This is a genomic window from Streptomyces sp. NBC_00569 (assembly GCF_036345255.1).
Lineage (GTDB): Bacteria > Actinomycetota > Actinomycetes > Streptomycetales > Streptomycetaceae > Streptomyces.
This window is the reverse complement of the sequence record NZ_CP107783.1, coordinates 2,753,771-2,777,021: the sequence shown is the minus strand read 5'-3', so window position 1 is coordinate 2,777,021 and position 23,251 is coordinate 2,753,771. Positions and strand designations below refer to the sequence as shown.

The 23,251-nt window shown below is 70.9% G+C and carries 22 protein-coding genes; 17 read left to right on the top strand and 5 right to left on the bottom strand.

Features of this window, described 5'->3' with window-relative positions; all coding sequences use genetic code 11:
- Positions 1–172 precede the first annotated feature (172 nt).
- The 4 genes from OHO83_RS12570 to OHO83_RS12555 all read left to right on the top strand — a co-directional run bounded on the left by OHO83_RS12570 (position 173) and on the right by OHO83_RS12555 (position 4,164).
- Positions 173–1,357 carry an ROK family glucokinase gene (locus tag OHO83_RS12570; protein WP_266675262.1) on the top strand — a complete coding sequence of 395 codons (1,185 nt, stop codon included), beginning with the start codon at positions 173–175 and terminating at the stop codon, positions 1,355–1,357.
- Positions 1,357–1,935 carry a sugar kinase gene (locus OHO83_RS12565; RefSeq protein ID WP_266675263.1) on the top strand — a complete coding sequence of 193 codons (579 nt, stop codon included), beginning with the start codon at positions 1,357–1,359 and terminating at the stop codon, positions 1,933–1,935. The genes OHO83_RS12570 and OHO83_RS12565 overlap by 1 nt, the downstream gene beginning before the upstream one ends.
- Positions 1,936–2,176: 241 nt before the next feature.
- Positions 2,177–3,460: a bifunctional 3-oxoadipate enol-lactonase/4-carboxymuconolactone decarboxylase PcaDC gene (gene pcaDC / locus OHO83_RS12560; protein ID WP_329437705.1), complete on the top strand. Its 1,284-nt coding sequence runs from the start codon at positions 2,177–2,179 to the stop codon at positions 3,458–3,460.
- Positions 3,461–3,528: 68 nt separating this feature from the next.
- The gene (locus tag OHO83_RS12555) at positions 3,529–4,164 is read left to right on the top strand and encodes an MBL fold metallo-hydrolase (protein WP_266675264.1); all 636 of its coding nucleotides are present in this window, start codon (positions 3,529–3,531) and stop codon (positions 4,162–4,164) included.
- A 29-nt stretch (positions 4,165–4,193) separates the two neighbouring features.
- Here the strand turns inward: OHO83_RS12555 and OHO83_RS12550 are convergent, their stop codons facing one another.
- Entirely contained in the window at positions 4,194–4,766 is a 573-nt protein-coding gene (locus tag OHO83_RS12550) for an isochorismatase family protein (protein ID WP_266675265.1), read from the bottom strand.
- Positions 4,767–4,924: 158 nt separating this feature from the next.
- Here OHO83_RS12550 and OHO83_RS12545 point away from each other — a divergent pair, with 158 nt between their 5' ends.
- Positions 4,925–5,704 carry an exodeoxyribonuclease III gene (locus OHO83_RS12545; RefSeq protein WP_266675266.1) on the top strand — a complete coding sequence of 260 codons (780 nt, stop codon included), beginning with the start codon at positions 4,925–4,927 and terminating at the stop codon, positions 5,702–5,704.
- A gap of 72 nt (positions 5,705–5,776) precedes the next feature.
- Here OHO83_RS12545 and OHO83_RS12540 read toward each other — a convergent pair whose 3' ends face one another.
- Positions 5,777–7,549 (bottom strand): SGNH/GDSL hydrolase family protein, encoded by a 1,773-nt coding sequence (locus OHO83_RS12540; RefSeq protein ID WP_330279450.1) that lies wholly within the window; start codon positions 7,547–7,549, stop codon positions 5,777–5,779.
- Positions 7,550–7,716: 167 nt separating this feature from the next.
- Here OHO83_RS12540 and OHO83_RS12535 point away from each other — a divergent pair, with 167 nt between their 5' ends.
- From OHO83_RS12535 to OHO83_RS12515, 5 genes are all read left to right on the top strand, one after another.
- Positions 7,717–8,157: a DUF6278 family protein gene (locus OHO83_RS12535; protein WP_266675268.1), complete on the top strand. Its 441-nt coding sequence runs from the start codon at positions 7,717–7,719 to the stop codon at positions 8,155–8,157.
- A 105-nt stretch (positions 8,158–8,262) separates the two neighbouring features.
- Complete coding sequence (locus tag OHO83_RS12530) at positions 8,263–9,006, top strand: amino acid ABC transporter ATP-binding protein (protein WP_266675269.1); 744 nt, start codon at positions 8,263–8,265, stop codon at positions 9,004–9,006.
- A 17-nt stretch (positions 9,007–9,023) separates the two neighbouring features.
- The gene (locus tag OHO83_RS12525; protein ID WP_266675270.1) at positions 9,024–9,941 is read left to right on the top strand and encodes a glutamate ABC transporter substrate-binding protein; all 918 of its coding nucleotides are present in this window, start codon (positions 9,024–9,026) and stop codon (positions 9,939–9,941) included.
- A gap of 9 nt (positions 9,942–9,950) precedes the next feature.
- Complete coding sequence (locus OHO83_RS12520; protein WP_266675271.1) at positions 9,951–10,595, top strand: amino acid ABC transporter permease; 645 nt, start codon at positions 9,951–9,953, stop codon at positions 10,593–10,595.
- Entirely contained in the window at positions 10,592–11,461 is an 870-nt protein-coding gene (locus OHO83_RS12515) for an amino acid ABC transporter permease (protein ID WP_266675272.1), read from the top strand. Before OHO83_RS12520 ends, OHO83_RS12515 begins: the two co-directional genes overlap by 4 nt.
- Before the next feature lie 54 nt (positions 11,462–11,515).
- Here the strand turns inward: OHO83_RS12515 and OHO83_RS12510 are convergent, their stop codons facing one another.
- Together OHO83_RS12510 and OHO83_RS12505 are read right to left on the bottom strand one after the other, a co-directional pair.
- Complete coding sequence (locus tag OHO83_RS12510) at positions 11,516–13,081, bottom strand: alpha/beta fold hydrolase (protein WP_266675273.1); 1,566 nt, start codon at positions 13,079–13,081, stop codon at positions 11,516–11,518.
- Between the two features lie 143 nt (positions 13,082–13,224).
- Positions 13,225–13,983 (bottom strand): hypothetical protein, encoded by a 759-nt coding sequence (locus tag OHO83_RS12505; protein WP_329433497.1) that lies wholly within the window; start codon positions 13,981–13,983, stop codon positions 13,225–13,227.
- Between the two features lie 103 nt (positions 13,984–14,086).
- Here OHO83_RS12505 and ggt point away from each other — a divergent pair, with 103 nt between their 5' ends.
- The 3 genes from ggt (at position 14,087) to OHO83_RS12490 (ending at position 18,265) form a co-directional block, all read left to right on the top strand.
- Positions 14,087–15,955 (top strand): gamma-glutamyltransferase, encoded by a 1,869-nt coding sequence (ggt, locus tag OHO83_RS12500; protein ID WP_443066043.1) that lies wholly within the window; start codon positions 14,087–14,089, stop codon positions 15,953–15,955.
- 169 nt (positions 15,956–16,124) lie between these two features.
- The gene (locus OHO83_RS12495; protein ID WP_266675275.1) at positions 16,125–16,823 is read left to right on the top strand and encodes a glycoside hydrolase family 75 protein; all 699 of its coding nucleotides are present in this window, start codon (positions 16,125–16,127) and stop codon (positions 16,821–16,823) included.
- Positions 16,824–17,011: 188 nt separating this feature from the next.
- Positions 17,012–18,265 carry a M48 family metallopeptidase gene (locus OHO83_RS12490; protein WP_330279449.1) on the top strand — a complete coding sequence of 418 codons (1,254 nt, stop codon included), beginning with the start codon at positions 17,012–17,014 and terminating at the stop codon, positions 18,263–18,265.
- Between the two features lie 85 nt (positions 18,266–18,350).
- On the opposite strand, the gene map is transcribed toward OHO83_RS12490, so the two are convergent.
- Positions 18,351–19,118, bottom strand: a complete 768-nt coding sequence (gene map, locus OHO83_RS12485; protein WP_266675277.1) for a type I methionyl aminopeptidase — start codon at positions 19,116–19,118, stop codon at positions 18,351–18,353.
- 52 nt (positions 19,119–19,170) lie between these two features.
- Here map and OHO83_RS12480 point away from each other — a divergent pair, with 52 nt between their 5' ends.
- The 4 genes from OHO83_RS12480 (at position 19,171) to OHO83_RS12465 (ending at position 23,220) form a co-directional block, all read left to right on the top strand.
- A complete protein-coding gene (locus OHO83_RS12480) occupies positions 19,171–19,422 on the top strand; it encodes a helix-turn-helix domain-containing protein (protein WP_227298150.1) in 252 nt (83 codons plus the stop codon).
- A 118-nt stretch (positions 19,423–19,540) separates the two neighbouring features.
- The gene (locus OHO83_RS12475; RefSeq protein WP_330280765.1) at positions 19,541–20,869 is read left to right on the top strand and encodes a hypothetical protein; all 1,329 of its coding nucleotides are present in this window, start codon (positions 19,541–19,543) and stop codon (positions 20,867–20,869) included.
- Positions 20,870–21,043: 174 nt separating this feature from the next.
- Positions 21,044–21,886, top strand: coding sequence for a nitrilase-related carbon-nitrogen hydrolase (locus tag OHO83_RS12470; protein ID WP_266675278.1), 843 nt, complete (start codon positions 21,044–21,046; stop codon positions 21,884–21,886).
- Between the two features lie 47 nt (positions 21,887–21,933).
- Positions 21,934–23,220, top strand: coding sequence for an aspartate aminotransferase family protein (locus OHO83_RS12465; RefSeq protein ID WP_266676754.1), 1,287 nt, complete (start codon positions 21,934–21,936; stop codon positions 23,218–23,220).
- Positions 23,221–23,251 lie beyond the last annotated feature (31 nt).

The following is a 23,251-nucleotide window of genomic DNA, read 5'->3' as shown; positions in this document are numbered from 1 at the left end:
CGAGGCGCCCCCGAAGGCGCGCGGCGGGCCGTGACACGGGCGGCTCCGCCGCGGGGCGCGCCGGGCCGAAGACAACCCGCGACGACGGACCCGCGGTAGCGCCCCGGTCACTCCGAGTGACCGGAACCGAGCGGATACGCCCCCGCTGCTGCGAAATGGCACAATCGGCGCGATGAGCACCTACCGCGACCTCGCGCACCGCGGCTCCGCACGAGCCACTGTCCTGCGGACCGTCGGCACACGTGAGCGCCGTTCCCACCTGACGGCGCCCCGCGTCCCGACCGTCGGTATCGACATCGGCGGTACGAAGGTGATGGCGGGTGTCGTCGACGCCGACGGCAACATCCTGGAGACCCTGCGCACCGAGACGCCGGACAAGTCCAAGAGCCCCAAGGTCGTCGAGGACACCATCACGGAGCTGGTGCTCGACCTCTCCGACCGGCACGACGTGCACGCCGTCGGCATCGGCGCGGCCGGCTGGGTCGACGCCGACCGCAACCGGGTCCTGTTCGCCCCGCACCTGTCCTGGCGCAACGAGCCGCTGCGCGACCGTCTCGCCGGCCGCCTCTCCGTCCCCGTACTCGTCGACAACGACGCGAACACGGCCGCCTGGGCCGAGTGGCGGTTCGGCGCGGGCCGAGGCGAGGACCACCTCGTCATGATCACGCTGGGTACCGGCATCGGCGGCGCGATCCTGGAGGACGGCCAGGTCAAGCGCGGCAAGTTCGGCGTCGCCGGTGAATTCGGCCATATGCAGGTCGTTCCCGGCGGCCACCGCTGCCCGTGCGGCAACCGCGGCTGCTGGGAGCAGTACAGCTCCGGCAACGCGCTCGTGCGCGAGGCCCGCGAGCTCGCCGCCGCGGACTCCCCGGTCGCGTACGGGCTCATCGAGCGCGTCAAGGGCAACGTCCCCGACATCACGGGCCCCCTCATCACCGAGCTCGCCCGCGAGGGCGACGCCATGTGCATCGAGCTGCTCCAGGACATCGGCCAGTGGCTCGGCGTCGGCATCGCGAACCTCGCGGCCGCCCTCGATCCGTCCTGCTTCGTCATCGGCGGCGGCGTCTCCGCGGCCGACGACCTGCTGATCGGTCCGGCCCGCGAGGCCTTCAAACGCCACCTCACCGGCCGTGGCTACCGCCCCGAGGCCCGCATCGCCCGCGCCCAGCTCGGGCCCGAGGCCGGAATGGTCGGCGCCGCGGACCTCGCCCGGCTCGTCGCCCGCCGCTTCCGCCGCGCCAAGCGCCGTCGCGTGGAACGGTACGAGCGCTACGAGCGTTACCACCAGGGCAAGGACTTCGGCCCCGGCCCGCAAAGCCCGGCGAGCGCCGCCGGCGAGAATCAGGGACCCAAGTAATGACTGTGCCACGCCAGCCCTCGTCCCCCGACGCAGGGCAGCGCCCCCCTGAGAACCGCCGGAGGGTCATCCGCCGCCGCGCGCTCACGCTGCTCACGATCGTGCTGCTCATCGGCGTGCCCGCCGGCTATCTGGTGATCTCCGCGGACCAGAGCCGTAGCAGCGGCAAGGACAAGGAGGCCAAGTACTCAGCCACGGGCCTCACCATCGGCTGGCCCTCCAAGGTCCAGCGCCGGCTGTACCAGGTGCCGGTCCCGGTCTCCTCCGCCAAGGGCGTCGCGTACTACGAGACGAACAACCTCCGGACGAGCCGTCTCTACGTCCGCTTCCGCACGACGGACTCGGGCCTCGACAAGTTCCTGAAGACCATCGGGACCAGCTCGTCCAAGCTGGAGAAGGACGAGATCACCATCAGCGCGCGCAATCAGAGGGTCGTGGGCTGGGTCTTCAACGGCCCGGGCCCGTACTGGGGCCTGACCCACAAGCAGAAGAACCCCGAGCCGACCCTGGACATCGTGGTGAACCGCGCGAACCCGGCGAAGCCCTTCGTGTACGTGGTGTCGACGACGACGCCGTAGCGCCGGCGCGCACCGCTGCGGCCGGGGCCGGGCGATCCGTCCACCGCACCGGCGATCCCGGCGTCGCACCGCCCGCACGTCGTGCTCCGGCGCCGCTCACCGCTCCTCGCGGTCGGCGGCCTTCACACCGCCTCCCCGAACCCCGAACACCACCAGCCCCACGCGTACACTCCGTGCGCACTCACGGCCCCCGCCCCGAACCCTCACAGAGCGACTGGATAGCGTGGAGCAAGTGAGTGAGATGAAGACGCCTGCCCTCCAGTACCGCCTCGACGGCCCGGACGACGCCCCGGTGCTCATCCTCGGGCCCTCGCTCGGCACCACCTGGCACATGTGGGACCGGCAGGTACCCGAGCTCGCCCGGCAGTGGCGGGTGTTCCGTTTCGACCTTCCCGGGCACGGCGGCGCCCCCGCGCACCCGGCCGGCTCCGTAGCCGACCTCGCCACGCGGCTCCTGGCCACGCTCGATGAACTCGGCGTGCAGCGCTTCGGCTACGCGGGCTGTTCCCTGGGCGGCGCCATCGGCGCGGAGCTGGCGCTGCGCCACCCCCATCGCGTGGCCTCCCTGGCGCTGATCGCGGCCTCGCCCCGCTTCGGCACCGCCGACGAGTTCCGCCAGCGCGGCGTGATCGTCCGCAGCAACGGCCTCGACCCCATCGCCCGCACGTCCCCCGAGCACTGGTTCACCGGCGGCTTCGCGGCCGCCCAGCCCGCCATCACCGACTGGGCCGTGCAGATGGTGCGCACCACCGACCCGGGCTGCTACATCGCGGCCTGCGAGGCGCTCGCGTCCTTCGACGTACGGGCCGAACTCGGCTCCATCGGGGCGCCCACGCTCGTCCTCGTCGGCTCCGACGACCAGGTGACGGGCCCCGCCCAGGCGCGCACGCTCGTCGCCGGCATACCGGACGCCCGGCTCGCCGTGGTGCCCGCCGCCTCGCACCTCGCCCCGGTCGAGCAGCCCGCCGCCGTCACCGACCTTCTCGTACGGCACTTCTCCACCGCCTGGCAGCCCGCGTACGAGACCGGGCAGCACGCGATCCCCGCCGCGCCCGTCAAGCCCGTCCTCGCGCCGCCGCCCCCGCCGGTCGCACCCGTCGCGGAGATCGGCCCCACTGAGGCCCAGCCCGAGGCGGCCGTCCGGCCCGACCGGCACGACATGGGTCTCAAGGTGCGCCGCGAGGTGCTCGGCGACGCGCACGTCGACCGGGCCCTGGCCTCGGCGGACGCCTTCTCCGGCGACTTCCAGGAGTTCATCACCCGCTACGCGTGGGGGGAGATCTGGAGCCGGCCCGGCCTCGACCGCCGCATGCGCAGCTGTGTGACGCTCACCGCGCTCGTGGCCGGCGGCCACCTCGACGAGCTGGCCTTCCACACCCGGGCCGCCCTGCGTAACGGCCTCACCGCCGACGAGATCAAGGAAGTGCTGCTCCAGGCCGCCGTGTACTGCGGTGTGCCCGCGGCGAACTCGGCGTTCAAGGTGGCGCAGGCCGTGATCCGCGAGGAGACCACGCCGCAGGAGTAGCAGCCGGGGGAGTGGAAGACGGGCGCCGGGACGGGCCGGAGGCGGGCGGGGAGCGCAGGATGGTTCGTATGAAGCTCACGAAGAAGATCCATGCCTGCGTCCGCCTGGAGAAGGACGGGCGGACGCTCGTCATCGACCCGGGCGGCTTCTGCGAGGAGGACGCGGCTGTCGGGGCCGAGGCGATCCTCGTGACGCACGAGCACGCCGACCACTTCGACGAGGCCCGGCTGCGGGTGGCCCTCGACGCCGACCCGGCCACCGAGATCTGGACCCTGAAGTCCGTGGCCGACAAGATCTCGTCGGCGTTCCCGGGGCGGGTGCACACGGTCGGGCACGGTGACACGTTCGAGGCGGCCGGTTTCGACATCCAGGTGCACGGCGAACTGCACGCCGTCATCCACCCGGACATCCCGCGCATCACGAACGTCGGCTATCTGATCGACCACGGCCGCGTGTTCCACCCCGGCGACGCGTTCACCGTCCCCGACCAGCCCGTCGAGACGCTCCTCGTGCCCGTGATGGCTCCCTGGAACAAGATCGCCGAGGTCATCGACTACCTCCGCGAGGTCGGTCCGCAGCGCGCGTACGACATTCACGACGCGCTGCTGACCGACCTGGCATGGCCCATCTACGAAGGGCAGATCGGGGCACTCGGCGGCACGGACAACCTGCGGCTGACGCCGGAGGAGTACGCGACGCTCTGAGCTCTCCCCGGAGGGTCCGAGAACTCCCTTTACAGGCCGAGGAGTTCGACGACCTCGTCGGTCGTGGCGAGTTCCGCGATCCGCGGGAAGATCTTGCCGAAGCTGTGCTCGTGGGAGGCGGCGTCCGTGTCCGTCGTCGCGTCCTCGACCACCGTGAGGTGGTAGCTCAGCTCGAAGGCGGACCGGGCGGTGGACTCGACGCCGATCGAGGACGAGATCCCCGCGAGCACGATCTGCGTCACTCCGCGGCGGCGCAGCTGGAGGTCCAGCTCCGTCCCGGTGAAGGCGCCCCAGTGGCGCTTGGTGATCACGATGTCGTCGCCGAGCGGGCCGAGCTCGTCAGGGAACTCGGAGAACGCGGCGGGCGGTGCCTGGGTGAGCCCCGGAGCGGCCGACCGGCTCACCGGCAGGTCGCCGCCGTCGGGGGACCAGGCGACGCGGACGCGCACGACGGGCAGGCCCTTGGCGCGGAAGGCCTCCGCCAGCGTGACCCCGTTCTTCAGGACGGCGTCGGCGGGGTGGACGGTGGGCAGGCCGAGGATGCCGTTCTGGAGGTCGATGAGGACGAGGGCGGTGCGCTCGTCGAGGGTGGTGGCGGGCATGAGGGGTGCTCCTTGCGGATCCGGGGGAGATACTTCGACAGGCTAACTTTCAAGCAGGGAAACTTGCAAGGTAGCCTGCCTATCCTGCCCTGTCTGCGGGTGACGGCCGCAACCTGGGGTCGGCGGGCGTTGTCGTACCCGCCCGGTAGGTTGTGGGCATGCGGATTGCTACCTGGAATGTGAACTCGATCACCGCCCGGCTCCCCAGGCTTCTCGCCTGGCTGGAGAGCACCGGGACGGACGTGCTGTGCGTCCAGGAGACCAAGTGCACGGCCGAGCAGTTCCCCGCGGACGAGCTGCGCGAGCTGGGCTACGAGTCCGCGGTGAACGCGACCGGGCGGTGGAACGGCGTGGCGCTGATCTCCCGCGTCGGCCTGGAGGACGTCGTCACCGGCCTGCCCGGCGACCCCGGATACGAGGGCGTCCACGAGCCCCGCGCGATCTCCGCCACGTGCGGCCCCGCGCGCGTGTGGTCGGTGTACGTGCCGAACGGCCGCGAGGTGGACCACCCGCACTACGCGTACAAGCTCCAGTGGTTCGAGGCGCTCAAGGCGGCCGTCGCGGGCGACGCCGGGGGCTCCCGCCCGTTCGCCGTGATGGGCGACTACAACGTCGCGCCGACGGACGACGACGTCTGGGACATCTCCCTCTTCGACGGCGCCACGCACGTCACCCCCGCGGAGCGCGCCGCGCTCGCCGCGCTCCGGGAGTCGGGCCTGTCCGACGTGGTCCCGCGCCCCCTGAAGTACGACCACCCCTTCACGTACTGGGACTACCGCCAGCTCGGGTTCCCCAAGAACCGCGGCATGCGCATCGACCTCGTCTACGGGAACGAGCCGTTCGCCAAGGCCGTGAAGGACTCGTACGTGGACCGCGAGGAGCGCAAGGGCAAGGGCGCCTCGGACCACGCGCCGGTGGTCGTGGACCTGGACGTGTAGGGCGAGGCCGCCGCGCGATCCCGGGGCCGGAGGCGAAGGCCTCCATGCCCCGCGATCCGAGGGGCCTGAGCCCTACGGCTTCAGCGCCCCCAGGTCCACCGCCCGGGCCATCGCGTCGAGCCCCGCGTCCCCGGGGTGCAGATGGTCCCCGCTGTCGTACTCGGGCCGGATCCGCGCGGGATGCGCCGGATCCCGTACCACGGCGTCGAAGTCGACGACCGCGTCGAAGTCGCCCCCGCTGTCGCGCACATACGCGTTGACGACCTCCCGCTCCCGGTCCGCCGTGGCCGTGCACAGGGTCTCGCCCTCGCACGGAGTGACCGTCGCCCCGACCACGCGCAGACCCCGCGCGTGGGCGCGGGCGGCGATCTCCCTCAGTCCGGCGACGACCTGGGCCCCGGAGAAGCCGGCCCGTACGTCGTTGACGCCCTGGAACACGACGACCGTGCGGGCCGACGTCTGGGACAGCACGTCACGGTCGAGGCGGTGCAGCGCGCTCACGCCGCCCGTGTCCGTCGAGACGCCGTCCCCCGGATAGCGGTCGCCCGTCACCCGGTTCGCCGAGATCCCCTGGTTCAGGACCCCGTAGTGCGGCACCGTGTCCTGCTCCCGCAGCCGGGTGGCGAGGACATCGGGCCAGCGGTGGTTCGCGTCCGGCGTCGACTTCACGCCGTCCGTGATGGAGTCGCCGAGCAGGACGACCGATCCGGGCCCGCCGCTCACGTCGACACCGGTGAGCAGCGGCCAGTACGTGATCGTCGACGTGTACGAGGCCGCTGAGGCCTCCGCCGCGTGATCGCCCTCCAGGCTCACGTACGAGCGCTGGATCGCCTGGCTGTGCACCGGCGCCGTGGCGACCGCCTCCGGGAGGTGGAAGCTGACCAGCAGATTCGCGCCCGCCGGCACGTCGAAGCCCACCGCGTCGCTGAACGCCTGCGCCCCCGCGGGGATCTCCGTACCCTCCGCGCCCCGGAACGTCAGCGGCACCGGGTCGGCCTTGGCCCCGGCGCCCGTGTCCTGCACGGCCACCGTCGCGCTCCCGACCCGCACCGGCGCCGACGCGAACGTGTTGTCGAGCCGGATCCGCACGCGCGGCCCGCCCACGCTGGTGTGCACGACCAGCCGCACCGTACGGTCCGCCCAGGGCCCGACGGCCGTGTGTCCGGCGGTGGACGCCGACCAGGTGCCGGTCCACCCCGGCGCGGGCGAGCGCACCGACAGTGCGAAGACATGCAGGTCGGGGGTGCCGGGGTCCCGGGGCAGATCCACGGAGGCGATCTCGCGGCCCCTGGCCACGGGCACGGTGACGACGAACAGGCGTGTCCTCTCGGCGAGTTGACCGCCGGGCGTGTTGCGGTGGGGCAGTGCCACGGACTTGGTCGCGAGCGGCCCCGTGCGCCAGTCGGGCGCGGTGAGGCGGTACGTGGAGCGCGAGCCGTCCCGGTAACGCACGCCGCCGGAACCGGCCGCGTCGCCGCCGGTTCCGGCCACCAGGAAGGCGAGCGCGTCGCCCCGGCCGTGCACGCGGACGCGCTGGCCGTCGGCGCGCACGTTGTCGGGCCCCTTCGACGCCGTGCGCGGCCAGGTGAGGCGCGCGCCCTCAATACCCAGGGCGCGCCCGGGAGTCCAGCCGGCCGCCGTCAGGTCCCCGGCGGACAGTGAGCTGCCCGAGCCGTCGAAGTCGGCGTCCCCGGCCCGGTCGTCGGCGCTGACCGCCCTGTTGTCGAAGAGCCGCTCCAGGGGGAGCGGCTCGGGTCTGTGCGGGGCGGCCTGCGCGACGGCGGTCGGGGCGAAGCCCGTAAAGAGCGCCAGTACAGCTGCCGTTCCCCAGACGCGTCGGCGCACGACCGACTCCCTCCGCTTGTGAGTGAGACGTGACAGTTGCGCCACGAAGCTAAAGACGAGACAGCCGTGCGTCAATGAGCCGCGTGCGAACGTGGCCCGAACTCTCCGTAACGGGGCTCCGCGCGCCCTGTGGTGCGACGGCCTGCGGGGATGTCAGGGTGAGTGGTATGAACATCCCTTTCTTGGACAACTGGCGCAAGAAGCACGGCTCCGCCTTCGGTGTGGCCGTCTTCACCGAGGGTGACGGCGGGGCCGAGGGCGTCGCGGAGCTTCTCTCCGAGTGCGAACTGCTGCGCTCGCAGGCGTACGAGGCGGGGGTCGAACTGGACGACACCGTCGCGTCGTTGGAGGCGCTCGACCAACTGGTGCCGCGCTGGCGCGAGGACGAGGAGGCGCTGCCGTGGCTCGGCAACGACGCCGGCCTGTACCTCGGTACGGTCCTCGTCCGCCAGGTGCCGGGCGCGAGGTGGGTGATCTGGCCCAACGGGCAGCCGGTGGTGCGGCTCCGCTCCGGCCGCGAGGTCGACGTCGTCGCCGCGGGGCACGAGTGGGCGACGAGCGGGGCCCCCGAGCTGTCACAGTTCTACGCCGAGACATCGGAGACGTAGACCCGCAAATACGGTTAATGCCCCTACGTGCGTGTCGTCGGTCAAGTCCAAAATTGACGTGGATAGTTTGCGCGGACCGACACAGCTGAGAGTGGGCAGGTCTGCATGGCCGTCGATCCGTTGATCGAGCTGCGTGACGTCAACAAGTACTACGGGGAGCTGCATGTCCTCCAGGACATCAACCTCACCGTCGGCAAGGGGGAGGTGGTGGTGGTCATCGGCCCTTCGGGGTCGGGAAAGTCGACGCTGTGCCGGACGATCAACAGGCTCGAGACGATCCAGTCGGGGAACATCAGGCTCGACGGACAGCCGCTTCCGGAGGAGGGCAAGGCTCTCGCCCATCTGAGGGCCGAGGTGGGGATGGTCTTCCAGTCCTTCAACCTCTTCGCGCACAAGACGGTCCTGCAGAACGTCTCCCTCGCCCAGACGAAGGTCAGGGGCCGCAAGAGGGACGAGGCCGACAAGCGCTCCCGTGAACTCCTGGACCGAGTGGGGCTCGCCTCGCAGGCGGCCAAGTTCCCCGCCCAGCTCTCCGGCGGCCAGCAGCAGCGCGTGGCCATCGCCCGCGCCCTCGCGATGGACCCCAAGGCCCTCCTCTTCGACGAGCCCACCTCGGCCCTCGACCCGGAGATGATCAACGAGGTCCTCGAGGTGATGCAGCAGCTCGCCCGCGAGGGCATGACCATGGTCGTGGTCACCCACGAGATGGGCTTCGCCCGCTCCGCCGCCAACCGCGTCGTCTTCATGGCCGACGGCCGCATCGTCGAGGACCGCACCCCCGAGGACTTCTTCACCAACCCTCGCAGCGAGCGGGCCAAGGACTTCCTCTCCAAGATCCTCAAGCACTGACGGGGGTGGACCGATCCATGCTGCGCAAGACACGTGTGTTCCGCGCCGTCGCCGCCCTCGCCCTCACCGCCCTGGCCGCGGCGGCCTGCGGCAAGGAGGGCAGCCCGCCGACCAAGGGCCCGTCGGACGCGCAACTGCCCACATACCAGGTGGCAAAGGGGTTTGAGCTGACCGACTCCAAGACGTGGCTCAGGGCCAAGAAGCGCGGGCACTTCGTCGTGGGGGCAAAGGAGGATCAGCCCTACCTCGGCGAGAAGGACCCGGCCACCGGCGTCTACTCCGGCTTCGACATCGAGATCGCCAAGATGGTCTCGGCCTCCCTCGGCTTCGCGCCCTCGTCGATCGACTTCAGGACGATCGCCTCGGCCAACCGCGAGACCGCCCTGCAGAACGGGCAGATCGACTACTACGTGGGCACCTACACGATCAACGACAACCGCAAGAAGCTCGTCGGCTTCGCCGGCCCCTACTTCATGGCCGGCCAGTCGCTCCTCGTGCGCACCGACGAGCACGACATCAACGGACCGCAGGACCTGGACGGCAAACGCGTCTGCTCCGCGGCCGGCTCGACCCCCTACCAGCGCATCCAGAAGGATTACCCGAAGGCGGTGCTCGTCGCGTACGACACGTACTCGGTCTGTGTCGACAACCTGCTCACCTACCAGGTCGACGCCGTCACCACCGACGACGCGATCCTGCTCGGCTTCGCGGCCAAGGCGCCCGACGAACTCAAGCTGGTCGGCAAGCCGTTCTCCGAGGAGCCCTACGGCATCGGCGTACCGAAGAGCGACAACGCGCTGCGGTTCGCGATCGACACCGCGCTCCTGACCCGCCAGAAGGACGGCGACTGGAAGAAGGCGTACGACGCGACGCTCGGTCTCTCCGGAGTGCCCGCGCCGAAGCCGCCCCCCATCGACCGCTACCCGGCGAGCTGAGGAGGCCCCGTGGACGTACTGACCAGCAATTTCTCCACCTTCGCCAAGGGGTTCCTCGGGACGGTCGAACTGACCGTCTACGCCTCGGTCCTCGCGCTCGTCCTCGGCTTCGTGATGGCGTCGTTCCGGGTCGCGCCCGTCGGATCCTTCCGGGTCTTCGGGACGGTGTGGGTCAACATCCTGCGCAACACCCCGCTGACCCTGCTGTTCTTCGCCGTGCTGCTCGGCCTGCCGCGCTTCGGAATCGTGCTGCCCTTCCAGGTGTTCGCGATCCTCGCGCTCGGCTGCTACACCTCCGCGTTCATCTGCGAGGCGCTGCGGTCCGGCATCAACACCGTGCCGAGGGGACAGGGCGAGGCGGCCCGCAGTCTCGGCATGACGTTCAGCCAGACGCTGTCGATGGTGGTGCTCCCGCAGGCATTCCGGTCCGTCATCCCGCCCGTCGGCTCGACCCTCATCGCCCTCGCCAAGAACTCGGCGATCGCCGGCGCGTTCAGCGTCAACGAGCTGCTCGGCACCTACAAGACCCTCAGCGAGCTGGGCTACAACATCATCTGGACCTTCTTCTGGATCGCCGTCGGTTACCTGATCATCACCCTCACCATCAGCGCGATCTTCAACCTGCTCGAGAAGCGCTGGGGAGTTCCCCGATGAAAGCTCTCGCCCACGACGCGACGGCCCTCTACGACGTACCGGGACCGAAGACCGAGCGCCGGCACCGGCTGTACGGGGTGCTGTCCACGCTGATCCTGCTCGGCCTGCTCGCCTGGATCTTCTACCTCCTGTTCGACACCGACCAGTTCACGTACACGAAGTGGATGCCGTTCGAGTACAAGGGCATCCAGGAGCTGCTCCTGCGCGGGCTCGGCAACACGCTGAAGGCCTTCGCCATCGCGGCCGTGCTCTCGCTCGTGCTCGGGACCGTCCTCGCGGTGGGGCGCCTGTCCGACCACCGGCCGGTGCGCTGGCTCGCCACGCTCGTCGTGGAGTTCTTCCGCGCGATGCCCGTCCTGGTGATGATCTTCTTCATCTTCGTGGCGCTGAAGGTCCAGCCGCTGCCCGCCCTCGTCGCCGGGCTCACCCTCTACAACGGTTCGGTGCTCGCCGAGGTCTTCCGCTCCGGCGTCAACTCCGTCGAACGCGGCCAGGGCGAGGCCGCGTTCGCGCTCGGCATGCGCAAGACCCAGGTCATGACGCACGTCCTCGTGCCGCAGGCCGTACGCGCCATGCTGCCCGCCATCATCAGCCAGCTGGTGGTCGCCCTGAAGGACACCTCGCTCGGCTATCTCATCACCTACGAGGAGTTTCTTCACGCCGGGAAACTCATCGCCTCGAACCTCGACTACGATTTGCCCTTCATCCCCGTGGTGATGGTGATCTCTCCGATCTACATCGGGATGTGCATGCTGCTTTCGTGGTTCGCCCAGTGGGTGTCCAAGCGCCAGCGGCGCAACCCCAAGGTCGAGGCGGCCGAAGTCGCCCCGGCCGAACCGGGGACGCTGCTGCCGGGGGTGCAGTAGCAGGGGCTCCTTGCAGAGACCACAGGGCCATGCCCGCCCGGCAGCAGCCGGAGATCACTGCTCGCGCAGGGGGATCGACACGTATGACGGGTCGTCCTTCGGCGAGGAGAAGGTCAGCTGCGCGCCGGTCGGGTTGTGCTCGATATAGAGCGGGTCGACCGTGTCGACGACCAGGGCGAGCCGGTGCCCTGCCGGGACGTCGTAGGCCGTGGAGAACAACTCCAGGTCCACGCCGAACGGAGCACCGGGTGTCTTGCCGTGGAAGGTGTACGGCGCGTTGCTGACCAGCTTGCCGAGGCCGAGCGGGCCCACGTCGTAGAGGTATGCGACGAGGGTTCCGCTCTCCTTGGTCGGGGTGAGCGTCGTGTGCAGCCTCGCCGTCCCGCGCACATGCTGCTCGGACGAGTACTTCTCCGACTGCCACACGCCCGCCCAGCGGCGCGGCAGCAGGGGCACCGAGGCCGTCGGGGGCAGCCGCAGGAACTGGTCGAGGATGTTCGAGAGTTCCAGGAGCCCGCCGTTGGCGCCCGAGTCGACGTTCGTGTGGATCGTGGTCGTGCCCGCGAGCGCGATCTTCTTCTTCGTCGCGCCGACCGACTTCCAGTCGGGGTAGCTCTCGTACGCGCCGGTGGAGCGGGACTTGATGCGGACAGGAAGTTCGCGGTCGACGCCGTTGTCGTCGCCCTTGAGGTAGTGGTCGAACCAGCGGTGCGTGTCCTCCCACGTGTCGTTGGGCAGCCCGAGCAGTCCGGTCGCCTCGGCCGTGGCGTGGTCGCCGGGGCGGAACTCCAGGCGCTTGGGCGTGGTGAGCTTCTCGTAGAAGTCCGCGTACTGGTTGGGCGGGAAGATGGTGTCGCCCCAGGCGTTGCCGAGCAGGACGGCGGCGCCGTTCTTGTTGATGCTGTCGATGTACGTCTCGGGGGAGCGCTTCTTGCCCCACGCGATCATGTCGTCCTCCTTGGCCAGGTTCGAGCCGAGGAAGTCCTTCATGACCTGCTGGAGTTCGGGGCTCGGGCGGCCCGTGAGGTAGCCGGCGCCGGAGAGCAGGGCGGCGGCCTGGAAGTGCTGGGTGCGGCCCGAGTAGATGGAGTCGATCAGGTCGCCCCAGCCGCTGAGCGCCGCCACGGCCTTGATGCGCTTGTCGTGCCCCGCGGCGAGCAGGCTGATGCCCGCGCCGTAGGAGACGCCCGCCATGCCGACCTTGTCCGGGTCGGCCTGGGTGTTCGCGAGGGCCCAGTCGATGACCTTCGAGGCGTCCTCGATGTCCTCGGGGCCGCCGACCTCGATCTCGCCGCCGGACTGCCAGAAGCCGCGCGAGTTGTAACTCACCACGACATAGCCGGAGTCGGCGAGCTGCTTGGCCTGGGCGAGGTACTCGATCTGCGGCACGGCCCAGCTCGTGGGGAGCACGACGACCGGGTATCTGCGCGAGGTGTCGGAGGGGGCTACGACGTTGGCCTTGAGGACCGTTCCGCCGGCGCCGCTGATGTCGACGAAGCGGACGCCCGGCCCCGGCGCCGCCTGCGCGGCCGGGGCCAGGCCGAGTGCCGTCCCGGCGATCAGGGTCGCGGACACGGCACCAACAGTGGTCGTACGCAGCGCTCTGCGCGGGTGTCCCACGGGTCACTCCTCACTCGTGTCAGTGCAAAGTGACCCGACGGTAACCGTGGCGGCTTACCGTAGGTAACCCGTCGGTAAGTTACGTACGGGTAACGATGTTTCGTTGTTCAACGGCGTCCGCCGGACGGCAGGTCGGGGGCGGGTCACTTCGCCCGGTGCGAGGAGGCACGGGGCGTCGCCGCCGGGGCCGGCGCCTGGGCGGCGCGGGTGACGTCACCGACCAGCTCGACCACATCGGGGCCGTACGCCTGGGAGTTGACGACCTTCAGGAGGAGCGCGAACGCGTTGCCGCCGTGCTTGCGGGCCAGGCGCTCGTGGTGGCGGGCGAGATAGCGGGTGGCCGCCTGGTTGGTGACCGGCAGCTGGCCGCAGAAGAGGAAGACCGGGCGCGAGCCCTGCCCCTGGCCCGCCGTCAGCCGGGCGAGCAGCACGTACTCCGTGATCCCCGGCTCCAGGCGGTAGCGCTCACTGCCTATCTGGAACGCGCCCCGGTCGGGGCCGGGCTCCGGGTCCGTGTTGACGCGGACGCCCGGCAGAAGGCTGTGCATATGGGCGGCCATCCGTCGGTTCGACGCCGGTCCGCCCACGCAGAACTCCGTGCGCTCTCCGAAGCCCTGCTGGGCCGTGTCGTGCGCGACGACCTGCGCGTGCGCCCCGCAGTCCTTGATGATCGCCGAGAGTTCGAGCAGGGCGAAGACGTCGTGGCGCTTCACCGTCAGCTCGGGGCCGCCCGCGTCGCGGTTGACCACGAGGAGCGACTCGGAGTTGTCGGGCAGCCCGAAGAAGGCCTGCCTGCGGCGGAGTTTGCGCTTCCACAGGTAGGTGCGGGCGAGCCAGCCAAGGGCGGCGCTGATCCCGGCTGCGATCACGCCGAGGAGGATGTTGCGCACGTCTTCAGTCATGGGGGCGCATGCTAGCGGGCGGACGGATCCTTGTTCGAGGGGGTCCTGACGGCTCGCGGAAGGGAAGTTACGCTGCGCAGACGGCTGTTGACTGGAGGTACGGATGAGACGTCCTGTTGCGCGGAATCAGCGAAATCAGCGGAATCAGCCAGGCCTGCGAAGTCTGCGGAATCTCTCGGGACTGGCCGTCGCGGCCACGCTGGTGACGGTGGGCGCCGCGGCGCCCCCGGCTTCCCCCGCGTCCGAGGCCCCCGTCGCGTCCGCGCAGAAGGTGCCGCTGGCCGTCGGCTACGGCGGCGCCGTCTCCAGCGTCGACGCGGACGCGTCCGCCGCCGGCATCGAGGTCCTGCGCAAGGGCGGCAACGCGGTCGACGCCGCCGTCGCCACGGCCGCGGCGCTCGGCGTCACCGAGCCGTACTCCGCGGGCGTCGGCGGGGGCGGCTACTTCGTGTACTACGACGCGAAGACCCGCAAGGTGCACACCGTCGACGGCCGCGAGAGGGCCCCGTTCACCGCGGACTCGGGGCTGTTCCTGGAGAACGGCAAGCCGCTCGACTTCAACGACGCGGTGACGAGCGGCCTGAGCGTCGGGACGCCGGGCACGCCCGCCACCTGGCAGACCGCGCTCGACACCTGGGGCAGCGAGCGCCTCGGCTCGGTGCTTCGGCCCGCCCAGAAGCTGGCGCGGGACGGGTTCAAAGTCGACGCCACGTTCCGCTCCCAGACCGAGGCGAACCAGGCGCGGTTCAAGGACTTCCCCGCCACGGCCGAGCTGTTCCTGCCGGGCGGCGCGCTCCCCGTCGTCGGCTCCACGTTCAAGAACCCCGATCTCGCCCGCACCTACGACGAGTTGGGGCGCAAGGGCGTCGGCGCCATCTACCGGGGCGACATCGGCGAGGACGTCGTACGCACCGTGAACAAGCCGCCCGTGGACCCGGCGTCGGGCCGGGTCGCGCGGCCCGGCAAGCTGTCCGTCAAGGACCTCAAGGCGTACGGGGCGAAGCTCCAGGCCCCGACGCGCACGTCGTACCGCGGGCTCGGTGTCTACTCGATGGCACCGTCGTCCTCGGGCGGTACGACGGTCGGCGAGGCGCTCAACATCCTTGAGCGGACGGACCTGTCGAAGGCCACGCAGGAGCAGTATCTGCACCGCTACATAGAGGCGAGCCGGATCGCGTTCGCGGACCGCGGGCGCTGGGTCGGCGACCCAGGATTCGAGGACGTACCGGCCAAGGAACTGCTCTCCCAGCGGTTCGCCGACTCGCGGGAGTGCCTCATCAAGGACGACGCGGTCCTGAAGAGCCCGTTGGCGCCGGGCGATCCGCGGCACCCCGGCACGTGCGGTGAGCCGGGCGACAAGGCCGCCCCGACGACGTTCGAGGGCGAGAACACGACCCACCTGACGGTCGCCGACAAATGGGGCAACGTCGTCGCGTACACGCTGACGATCGAGTCGACGGGCGGCAGTGGCATCACGGTCCCCGGGCGTGGCTTCCTGCTCAACAACGAGCTCACGGACTTCTCGTTCGCGCCGGCCGACCCGGCGGTCCATGACCCGAACCTGCCGGGGCCGGGCAAGCGCCCGCGCTCGTCGATCTCCCCGACGATCGTGCTCGACCGGCACAACCAGCCGGTCGTGGCCCTCGGCTCGCCCGGCGGCGCGACGATCATCACGACCGTCCTGCAGACGCTGACCGGCTTCGTCGACCGCGGGCTGCCCCTGGTGGACGCGATCGCCGCGCCCCGCGCCAGCCAGCGCAACGCGGCGGCGACGGAGCTCGAACCGGGCCTGTGGGACTCGCCGGCAAGGGCGCGTCTGGAGGGGCTCGGCCACGTCTTCAAGCAGAACCCGGAGATCGGCGCGGCCACGGGCGTGCAGCGCCTGAAGAACGGCGAGTGGCTCGCGGCGGCCGAGAAGGTGCGGCGCGGCGGCGGCTCGGCGATGGTGGTGACACCGGCCTCCGGCGGCTGACCGAACGTGCGCTGAGGGGCCCGTGGGTCCCGTCGGTTGATGTGTGATCGACGTCAACTGGCGGGAGCCGCGGGCCTCTTGGCGTATTCGAGGGGTTGACAGGTACCTGCCGTGGCGCGAAATTTAGGCTCGAAGGTAAGGAAACTTTCCTAACAGAAGGGTCCCCCACGTGCGTACTCGAACGCTCGCCCTCACCGCCTCCGCCGGGGCCGCGCTGCTCGCGACGGCTCTGCTCCCCACGAACGCCACCGCCCGCGAGAGCGGCCCCCAGCGCGCCCAGGAGGGCACGGTCGGCGCGGCGGACCTGCTCGCCAAGGTCACGTCCTGCTCGCAGATATCGAACGGCAAGTACCGCACCGACGAGGAGACCTCGGCGACCGTGCCGGTCTGCGGCAAGAACGGCGCGGTGTTCTGGAAGGCCGACATGGACATCGACTGCGACGGCCGGATCACCACACAGTGCAACGCCGACACCGACCCCTGGTTCCAGGACGACACGGCCTTCCACCAGTCCGACGGCAAACCGCTGAGCGCCGAGAATCTCCCCTACGTCGTCGTGCCCAGCTCCAGCGGCATCTGGAACTACGCGGGAGCCGGCATCAAGGGCGGCGGCGTCGTGGCCGTCATCTACAACAACAAGGTCGAGTACGCGGTGGTCGGCGACACCGGCCCGGACAAGATCATCGGTGAGGCGTCCTACGCCACCGCGAAGGCCCTCGGCATCGACCCGGACCCGGAGACCGGCGGCACGGACTCCGGCGTCACGTACATCGTGTTCAAGAACAACCAGACGTCCCCGATCGAGAGCCACGGTGCGGCGGTGACCCTCGGCGACTCCCTGGCGAAGAAGTTCCTCCAGGACAACTGAGGAAGATCCTTCAGGGTGACTGAGGGAGATCCTTCAGGGCCGCTGAGGGTGAAGGCGATGCCCCTGTTCAAGGGTCCCTCCTGCGGGTTTACGCTGCGCTGTCGCGTACTCGTTCGAATGCGTCGACGGGACAGCGCGGCCCGGGGGAGGGCCGCCGGACGAGGGGGGCCTCGCAGGTGCACCGCACCATGGAACAGACCGTTCAGCCATGCCCGCAGTGCGGGACGGAGATCAGGACCGACCGGCGGTTCACCACGTGGTGCTCCGCGTGCGACTGGAACGTCGACCCGGTCGAGCCGGACGAGCGGCCGGGCCGCGTCGAGAGGATGCGGCGCGGCATCGCCCACCGCTACGGGGAGCGGCTGCTCGCCGAGATGACGCGTGGGGAGTCGCCGCGGCCGCGTCGTGACGTGGCGGGCGTCCTCGCTCACACCGTCGCGCTGTGCGTGCACGGAGTGACGGTCGCCCTGTTCGTCACGGGTGCGCTGCTCGTGTCTCTCGGCTGGGGCGGTGCGCTGCCCGTGCTCGGTGCCTTCCTGCTGGGTCTCGCCTGGCTGTTCCGGCCCAGGTTCGGGCGGCTTCCCGATGACGCTCCCGTACTGCACCGGGCCGACGCGCCCCGGCTGTTCGCCGTGATCGACGAGGTCGCCGCCTGCGCGCCGACCTCCGGGGTGCACGCCGTCGCGGTCACGGCCGAGGCGAACGCGAGCGTCAGTACGTACGGAGTCCGGCAGCGCCGCCTGCTCACCCTCGGGCTGGGGCTGTGGGAGATCACGACACCGCAGGAGCGCGTCGCGCTGCTCGGGCACGAGCTCGGCCACTTCGCGCACGGCGACACACGCCACGGCGTGATCATCGCCAACGCGCTGCACTCCTTGAACTCCTGGCGCTACCTCGTGGCACCCATCAGGAACCCGAGCGGGCTCGAAGTGATCCTCAACGCCTTCTACCTACTGCCGTTCCTCGCCGTTCAGGGCGTCATGATGCTTCTCGACCAGCTGACCCTGCGTGCCGCGCAGCGCGCCGAGTACCTGGCCGACGCGACCTCGGCCACCGCCGCCTCGACGGACGCGGCGGTGGCCCTCCAGGACCGTCTCCTGGTGTGCGGCCCGGCCGAGGCCCTGCTGCTGCGTGAGTCCAACGCGCGCCAGGTGCGCGGCGCGGCGAAGAGCGACGAGCCCGGGCAGGGGCTGTGGGACCGCCTTGCCGCATACGTCGAGTCGATCCCCGAGAGCGAGTACGAGCGCCGCCGCAGGGTGGGCGTCCTGCGGGGCCACAGCGTCGACGCGACCCACCCGCCGACGCATCTGCGACGGGCCTGCCTCCTCGCGAGGCCGGCCGAACCGGCCGCGGTCCGCGTCGACGCCGCGGCGGTGGCCGCCATCGCCGCGGAACTGGCCGACGCGCGCCGGGTGGTGGCGCGGCGCGTGCTGCGCGGCTAGAGGACGTTGCGGCGCATCCGGCCGGGTGCCTCCCGCTCGGCCGGCGGGCGGCACCCGCCGGGGACGCGCCCCGGGCGCGGCCCGCTCACAGTGCCGTCAGGATCCGCGGCCCCGCGTCCGTGATGGCGACCGTGTGTTCGGCGTGGGCGGCGCGGGTGCCGTCACCCGTGCGCAGGGTCCAGCCGTCCGGGGCCGCGTAGTAGTCGTCCATGCCTCCGGCGATCACCATCGGCTCGATCGCGATCACCATGCCGTGCTTGAGGCGCATGCCCCGGCCGGCCCGTCCCTCGTTCGGGACGGGCGGGTCCTCGTGCATCTTGCGGCCGATGCCGTGCCCGCCGAAGCCGTCCGGGATGCCGTATCCCTCCGCCCGGCACACCTTGCCGATGGCGTGCGCGATGTCCCCGATCCTGTTGCCGACGACCGCCGCCGCGATGCCCGCCGCGAGCGCGCGCTCCGCCGTCTCGATGAGGTGTACGTCGTCGGGGCGCGCCGTGCCGACCGTGAAGCTGATCGCCGAGTCCCCGGCCCAGCCGCCCAGTTGGGCGCCGAAGTCGGCCGAGAGCAGGTCGCCGTCGCGCAGCCGGTACCCGTCGGGGATGCCGTGCACGATCGCGTCGTTCACCGACGCGCACAGGACCGCCGGAAAGGGGGTCGGGGCGAACGAGGGGCGGTAGCCGAGGAAGGGGGAGCTCGCGCCGGCGGCGCGCAGCACGCCGTGCGCCACCGAGTCCAGCTCCAGGAGCGAGACCCCTACGGCCGCCTTCTCGCGGACCGCCGCGAGCGCCCGGGCCACGACCCGGCCCGCTTCCCGCATCTCGTCGATCGATGTGTCTGTCTTGAGTTCCACCATGCCAATTACAATACCGGTATTTGAATGGGGGATCTGCCAGTAGACTGGACGCATGGTCCGAACCCCCCTGACCCCCGAAGAGCGCGAGCGCGGTGAGCGGCTCGGCCTGCTGCTGCGCGAGGCCCGGCGCGGGCGGAGCATGGTCGAGGTCGCCGCGAGCGCGGGTCTGTCCGCCGAGACGCTCCGCAAGATCGAGACGGGCCGTGCGCCCACCCCCGCCTTCTTCACGGTCGCGGCCCTCGCCCGGACCCTCGGCCTCTCCATGGACGAGATCGTGGCGAGCTGCTCGCCGGTGACTGTCTAGCTGCGGCGAGTGAGGACGGTGCCACTGCGGAAAAGCGCCCGTAGCGCCCTCGAAACACGAAGGGTGTTTTCTTCCGAACCGGAAGACTCCACTCTGCGGAGGGATCGGGCGGCGTGTGATGGAAGTGGAACAACTCCCTGACCAGGTCCGGGAGTTCGCCGAGTACCTGCGTAACCTTCTGACCCGGCTCGACCAGGACGCGGGCTGGTGCGGCATCTTCTGGCAGCGCGACCCCGACGGGATGAGGGTCTGCCTCACGGGCGCCGAGGTGCCTCCCTGGGATGTCGTGGAAGCCCTGCTCCAGGATCTGGGCGTGGGCGGCGGGTCCTGCGAGGCCGAGGTCGAGGCGGAGGCCGTACGGGCCCGCGCCCTGCACCGCGCCTCGCTCGCCGCCTTCGACGCGCGGGCCGGCGGCCGTGAGCTGCTCGGTGACCGGCTCGACGTGATGCTCCGTGAGCAGCGGTACGCCGCAGGGCGCCAGGTGGAGCTGGCCCAGCTCCTGCACACGGCCGCCACGCGGGAGCAGGCGGAGGCGATGCGCCTCGACCTGGCCTGGGCACGCGACGACCATGAACGCGCGACGGCCCGCTGCGCGGAGCTCCACCGGAGGATCGCGGACCTGGACCGCCGGCCATCACCGCCACCCGTGCCCCTACCGCAGCAGCACCCGCAGCCGGCGCCGCCCGAACCCCCAAAACGCTCCGAATCGTCCAAGGAACGCAAACGCCGCCCACGAGGCAGCGCCCGTTTCGCCGGGATGCCCGCCGAGGCCGCGCCCGCCGACGACGCGCCCCTGCCCGCCGCCCTCGCCGTTCAGGGCCCGTTACGGGACGCCGTGGCGAGCCCTCGCGGCGCCCGGTTCGCCGGAGCCGCCGAAGGGGAGACGACGGCACCGCCGGCCCCGCAGCACCTCGACAGCGAGGCGCGCGCCGCCATCGCCGCCTGCGTCGGCACTCTCCTGCGGCTGCGCGCCGAGGGCCGCGGCGGGGAGGCGCACGGCGTGCTCGTCGAGGCGGCCCACTGGCCCGCCGCCCGATTCCCGCTGCTCGCAGCCGAGTTGGGCCGCGCCGGACTCGGCGCCGACTGGGCGACCTTGCTCTGGGAGACGGCCTCGCTCCCGGCGGACCTCCTGGTGGCCGCCGCCGACGCGCTCGCCGCCGCGGGACGCACCGCCGACGCGCAGCAGATCCTGCGCCAGGGAGTGGCCCGTCCCGCCACCGAGATCGGCGCGTCCGTGCTCCGCCTCACCGGCGAGGGCCGTCATCGCGAGACCCGTGCGCTCCTCGACGCGTACGTCCGCGTACGCACCCCCGAGGAGGCCGCCCGCAGCGTGCGCGACGACCCCGGACGCCTCGTGCCGTTGCTCGCCGAGGCGGCGCGCGGCGTGTCCGACGAGCGGTACTGGGATGTCGTGCACGCGCTCAGAGTCGCCGGGTTCCATGCGTAGCCCGGTCGCTTCTCACCCGCACGGGTGCGAAACATGATCGATTCCGCCGGTTAACGGCGATGGTCTTGGCAAGGCCGCCGGTGAGGCTTACGTTCGTCCCTCTACGGCCTGTGTCTACGGGCGTAGAGGCTCTCTGACGTCCCCCGGCGGGGGCAACAGGCAAAGGAGCGGCACATGGCCCACGTCGTACGCGCCGCGCTGGTCCAGGCGACCTGGACGGGCGACACCGAATCCATGATCACCAAGCATGAGGAACATGCGCGGGAGGCGGCCCGGCAGGGCGCCCGGATCATCGGCTTCCAGGAGGTCTTCAACGCCCCCTACTTCTGCCAGGTGCAGGAGGCGGAGCACTACCGCTGGGCCGAGCCCGTGCCGGACGGGCCGACCGTGACCCGGATGAAGGCGCTGGCCCGCGAGACCGGGATGGTCGTCGTGGTACCGGTCTTCGAGGTCGAGCAGTCCGGGTTCTACTTCAACACCGCGGCCGTGATCGACGCCGACGGCACGTACCTCGGCAAGTACCGCAAGCACCACATCCCGCAGGTGAAGGGCTTCTGGGAGAAGTACTACTTCAAGCCGGGGAACCTGGGATGGCCGGTCTTCGAGACCGCCGTCGGCCGCGTCGGCGTCTACATCTGCTACGACCGGCACTTCCCGGAGGGCTGGCGCCAGCTCGGCCTCAACGGCGCCCAGCTCGTGTACAACCCGTCCGCCACGAGCCGTGGCCTCTCGGCCTACCTGTGGCAGCTGGAACAGCCGGCCGCGGCCGTCGCGAACGAGTACTTCATCGCCGCGATCAACCGCGTGGGCGTCGAGGAGTACGGGGACAACGACTTCTACGGCACGAGCTACTTCGTTGACCCCCGTGGGCAGACCGTGGGCGACGCCGCGAGCGACAAGGACGAGGAACTCCTCGTACGGGACCTCGACTTCGGCCTCATCGAAGAGGTGCGCCAGCAGTGGGCGTTCTACCGGGACCGCCGGCCCGACGCATACGAAGGGCTGGTGCAGCCATGACCACTGTCACTCGTGAAGGAGCCGACGAAGGGACCCGTGCGACCTTGATGACCCCCGACCTCCACGCCCGTCACCGCGCCGTCCTGCCGGACTGGCTCGCCCTGTACTACGACCGCCCGATCGAGATCACCCACGGCGAGGGCCGTCACGTCTGGGACGCCGCCGGGAACAAGTACCTCGACTTCTTCGGCGGCATCCTGACGACGATGACCGCGCACGCCCTGCCGGAGGTGACCAAGGCGGTCAGCGAGCAGGCCGGACGCATCATCCACACCTCGACCCTCTACCTCAACCGGCAGATGGTCGAACTCGCCGAGCGCGTGGCCTCGTTGTCCGGCATCCCGGACGCCCGCGTCTTCTTCACCACCTCCGGCACCGAGGCCAACGACACGGCGCTGCTGCTCGCCACCGCGCACCGCCGCTCGAACCAGATCCTCGCGATGCGCAACAGCTACCACGGCCGGTCCTTCTCCGCCGTCGGCATCACCGGCAACCGCGGATGGTCCCCGACCAGCCTCTCCCCCCTCCAGACGCTGTACGTCCATGGCGGGGTGCGCAGCCGGGGCCCGTACTCCCGTCTGACCGACGCCCAGTTCATCGAGGCGTGCGTCGACGACCTGCGGGACATCCTCGGCCAGACACGTGGCGTCGCCGCGCTGATCGCCGAACCCATCCAGGGCGTCGGCGGGTTCACCTCGCCGCCCGACGGCCTGTACGCGGCGTTCCGCGAGGTGCTGCAGGAGCACGGCATCCTGTGGATCGCCGACGAGGTGCAGACGGGCTGGGGCCGCACCGGCGACCACTTCTGGGGCTGGCAGGCGCACGCGCAGAACGGTCCCCCCGACATCCTGACCTTCGCCAAGGGCATCGGGAACGGCATGTCCATCGGCGGCGTCGTCGCGCGCGCCGAGGTCATGAACTGCCTGGACTCCAACTCCATTTCGACGTTCGGCGGCTCGCCGGTGACGATGGCGGCCGGCCTGGCCAACCTGATCTACCTCCTGGAACACGACCTCCAGGGCAACGCCCGCCGCGTCGGCGGCCTCCTCATCGAGCGGCTCCGGGCCGTCGGCGCCGCCACGGAGTGCGTACGAGAAGTACGCGGCCGGGGATTGATGATCGGCATCGAGCTGGTGAAACCCGGCACGGACGAGGCCGACCCGGACGCGGCGGCGCGCGTGATCGAGGCGGCCCGCGAGGGCGGACTCCTCGTCGGCAAGGGCGGCGGGCACAACACCAGCGTGCTGCGCATCGCGCCACCACTGACGCTCACCGTCGCCGAGGCGGAAGAGGGAGCGGCCGTCCTGGAGCGGGCCCTGCACAGCGCCTGTTAGCCGAGGCAGCGGGTCTGCCCGTTCGAAGGCA

Excerpts from the sequence above, each read along its gene's own strand:
- OHO83_RS12535 (WP_266675268.1), top strand. The coding sequence starts at position 7,717 with ATGAACATCCCTTTCTTGGACAACTGGCGCAAGAAGCACGGCTCCGCC.
- OHO83_RS12555 (WP_266675264.1), top strand. The coding sequence starts at position 3,529 with ATGAAGCTCACGAAGAAGATCCATGCCTGCGTCCGCCTGGAGAAGGAC.
- OHO83_RS12545 (WP_266675266.1), top strand. The coding sequence starts at position 4,925 with ATGCGGATTGCTACCTGGAATGTGAACTCGATCACCGCCCGGCTCCCC.
- OHO83_RS12475 (WP_330280765.1), top strand. The coding sequence starts at position 19,541 with ATGGAAGTGGAACAACTCCCTGACCAGGTCCGGGAGTTCGCCGAGTAC.
- ggt (WP_443066043.1), top strand. The coding sequence starts at position 14,087 with ATGAGACGTCCTGTTGCGCGGAATCAGCGAAATCAGCGGAATCAGCCA.
- OHO83_RS12565 (WP_266675263.1), top strand. The coding sequence starts at position 1,357 with ATGACTGTGCCACGCCAGCCCTCGTCCCCCGACGCAGGGCAGCGCCCC.
- OHO83_RS12525 (WP_266675270.1), top strand. The coding sequence starts at position 9,024 with ATGCTGCGCAAGACACGTGTGTTCCGCGCCGTCGCCGCCCTCGCCCTC.
- OHO83_RS12550 (WP_266675265.1), bottom strand. The coding sequence starts at position 4,766 with ATGCCCGCCACCACCCTCGACGAGCGCACCGCCCTCGTCCTCATCGAC.
- OHO83_RS12465 (WP_266676754.1), top strand. The coding sequence starts at position 21,934 with ATGACCCCCGACCTCCACGCCCGTCACCGCGCCGTCCTGCCGGACTGG.
- OHO83_RS12480 (WP_227298150.1), top strand. The coding sequence starts at position 19,171 with ATGGTCCGAACCCCCCTGACCCCCGAAGAGCGCGAGCGCGGTGAGCGG.
- OHO83_RS12515 (WP_266675272.1), top strand. The coding sequence starts at position 10,592 with ATGAAAGCTCTCGCCCACGACGCGACGGCCCTCTACGACGTACCGGGA.
- OHO83_RS12490 (WP_330279449.1), top strand. The coding sequence starts at position 17,012 with ATGGAACAGACCGTTCAGCCATGCCCGCAGTGCGGGACGGAGATCAGG.
- map (WP_266675277.1), bottom strand. The coding sequence starts at position 19,118 with ATGGTGGAACTCAAGACAGACACATCGATCGACGAGATGCGGGAAGCG.
- OHO83_RS12505 (WP_329433497.1), bottom strand. The coding sequence starts at position 13,983 with ATGACTGAAGACGTGCGCAACATCCTCCTCGGCGTGATCGCAGCCGGG.
- pcaDC (WP_329437705.1), top strand. The coding sequence starts at position 2,177 with ATGAAGACGCCTGCCCTCCAGTACCGCCTCGACGGCCCGGACGACGCC.
- OHO83_RS12570 (WP_266675262.1), top strand. The coding sequence starts at position 173 with ATGAGCACCTACCGCGACCTCGCGCACCGCGGCTCCGCACGAGCCACT.
- OHO83_RS12470 (WP_266675278.1), top strand. The coding sequence starts at position 21,044 with ATGGCCCACGTCGTACGCGCCGCGCTGGTCCAGGCGACCTGGACGGGC.
- OHO83_RS12530 (WP_266675269.1), top strand. The coding sequence starts at position 8,263 with ATGGCCGTCGATCCGTTGATCGAGCTGCGTGACGTCAACAAGTACTAC.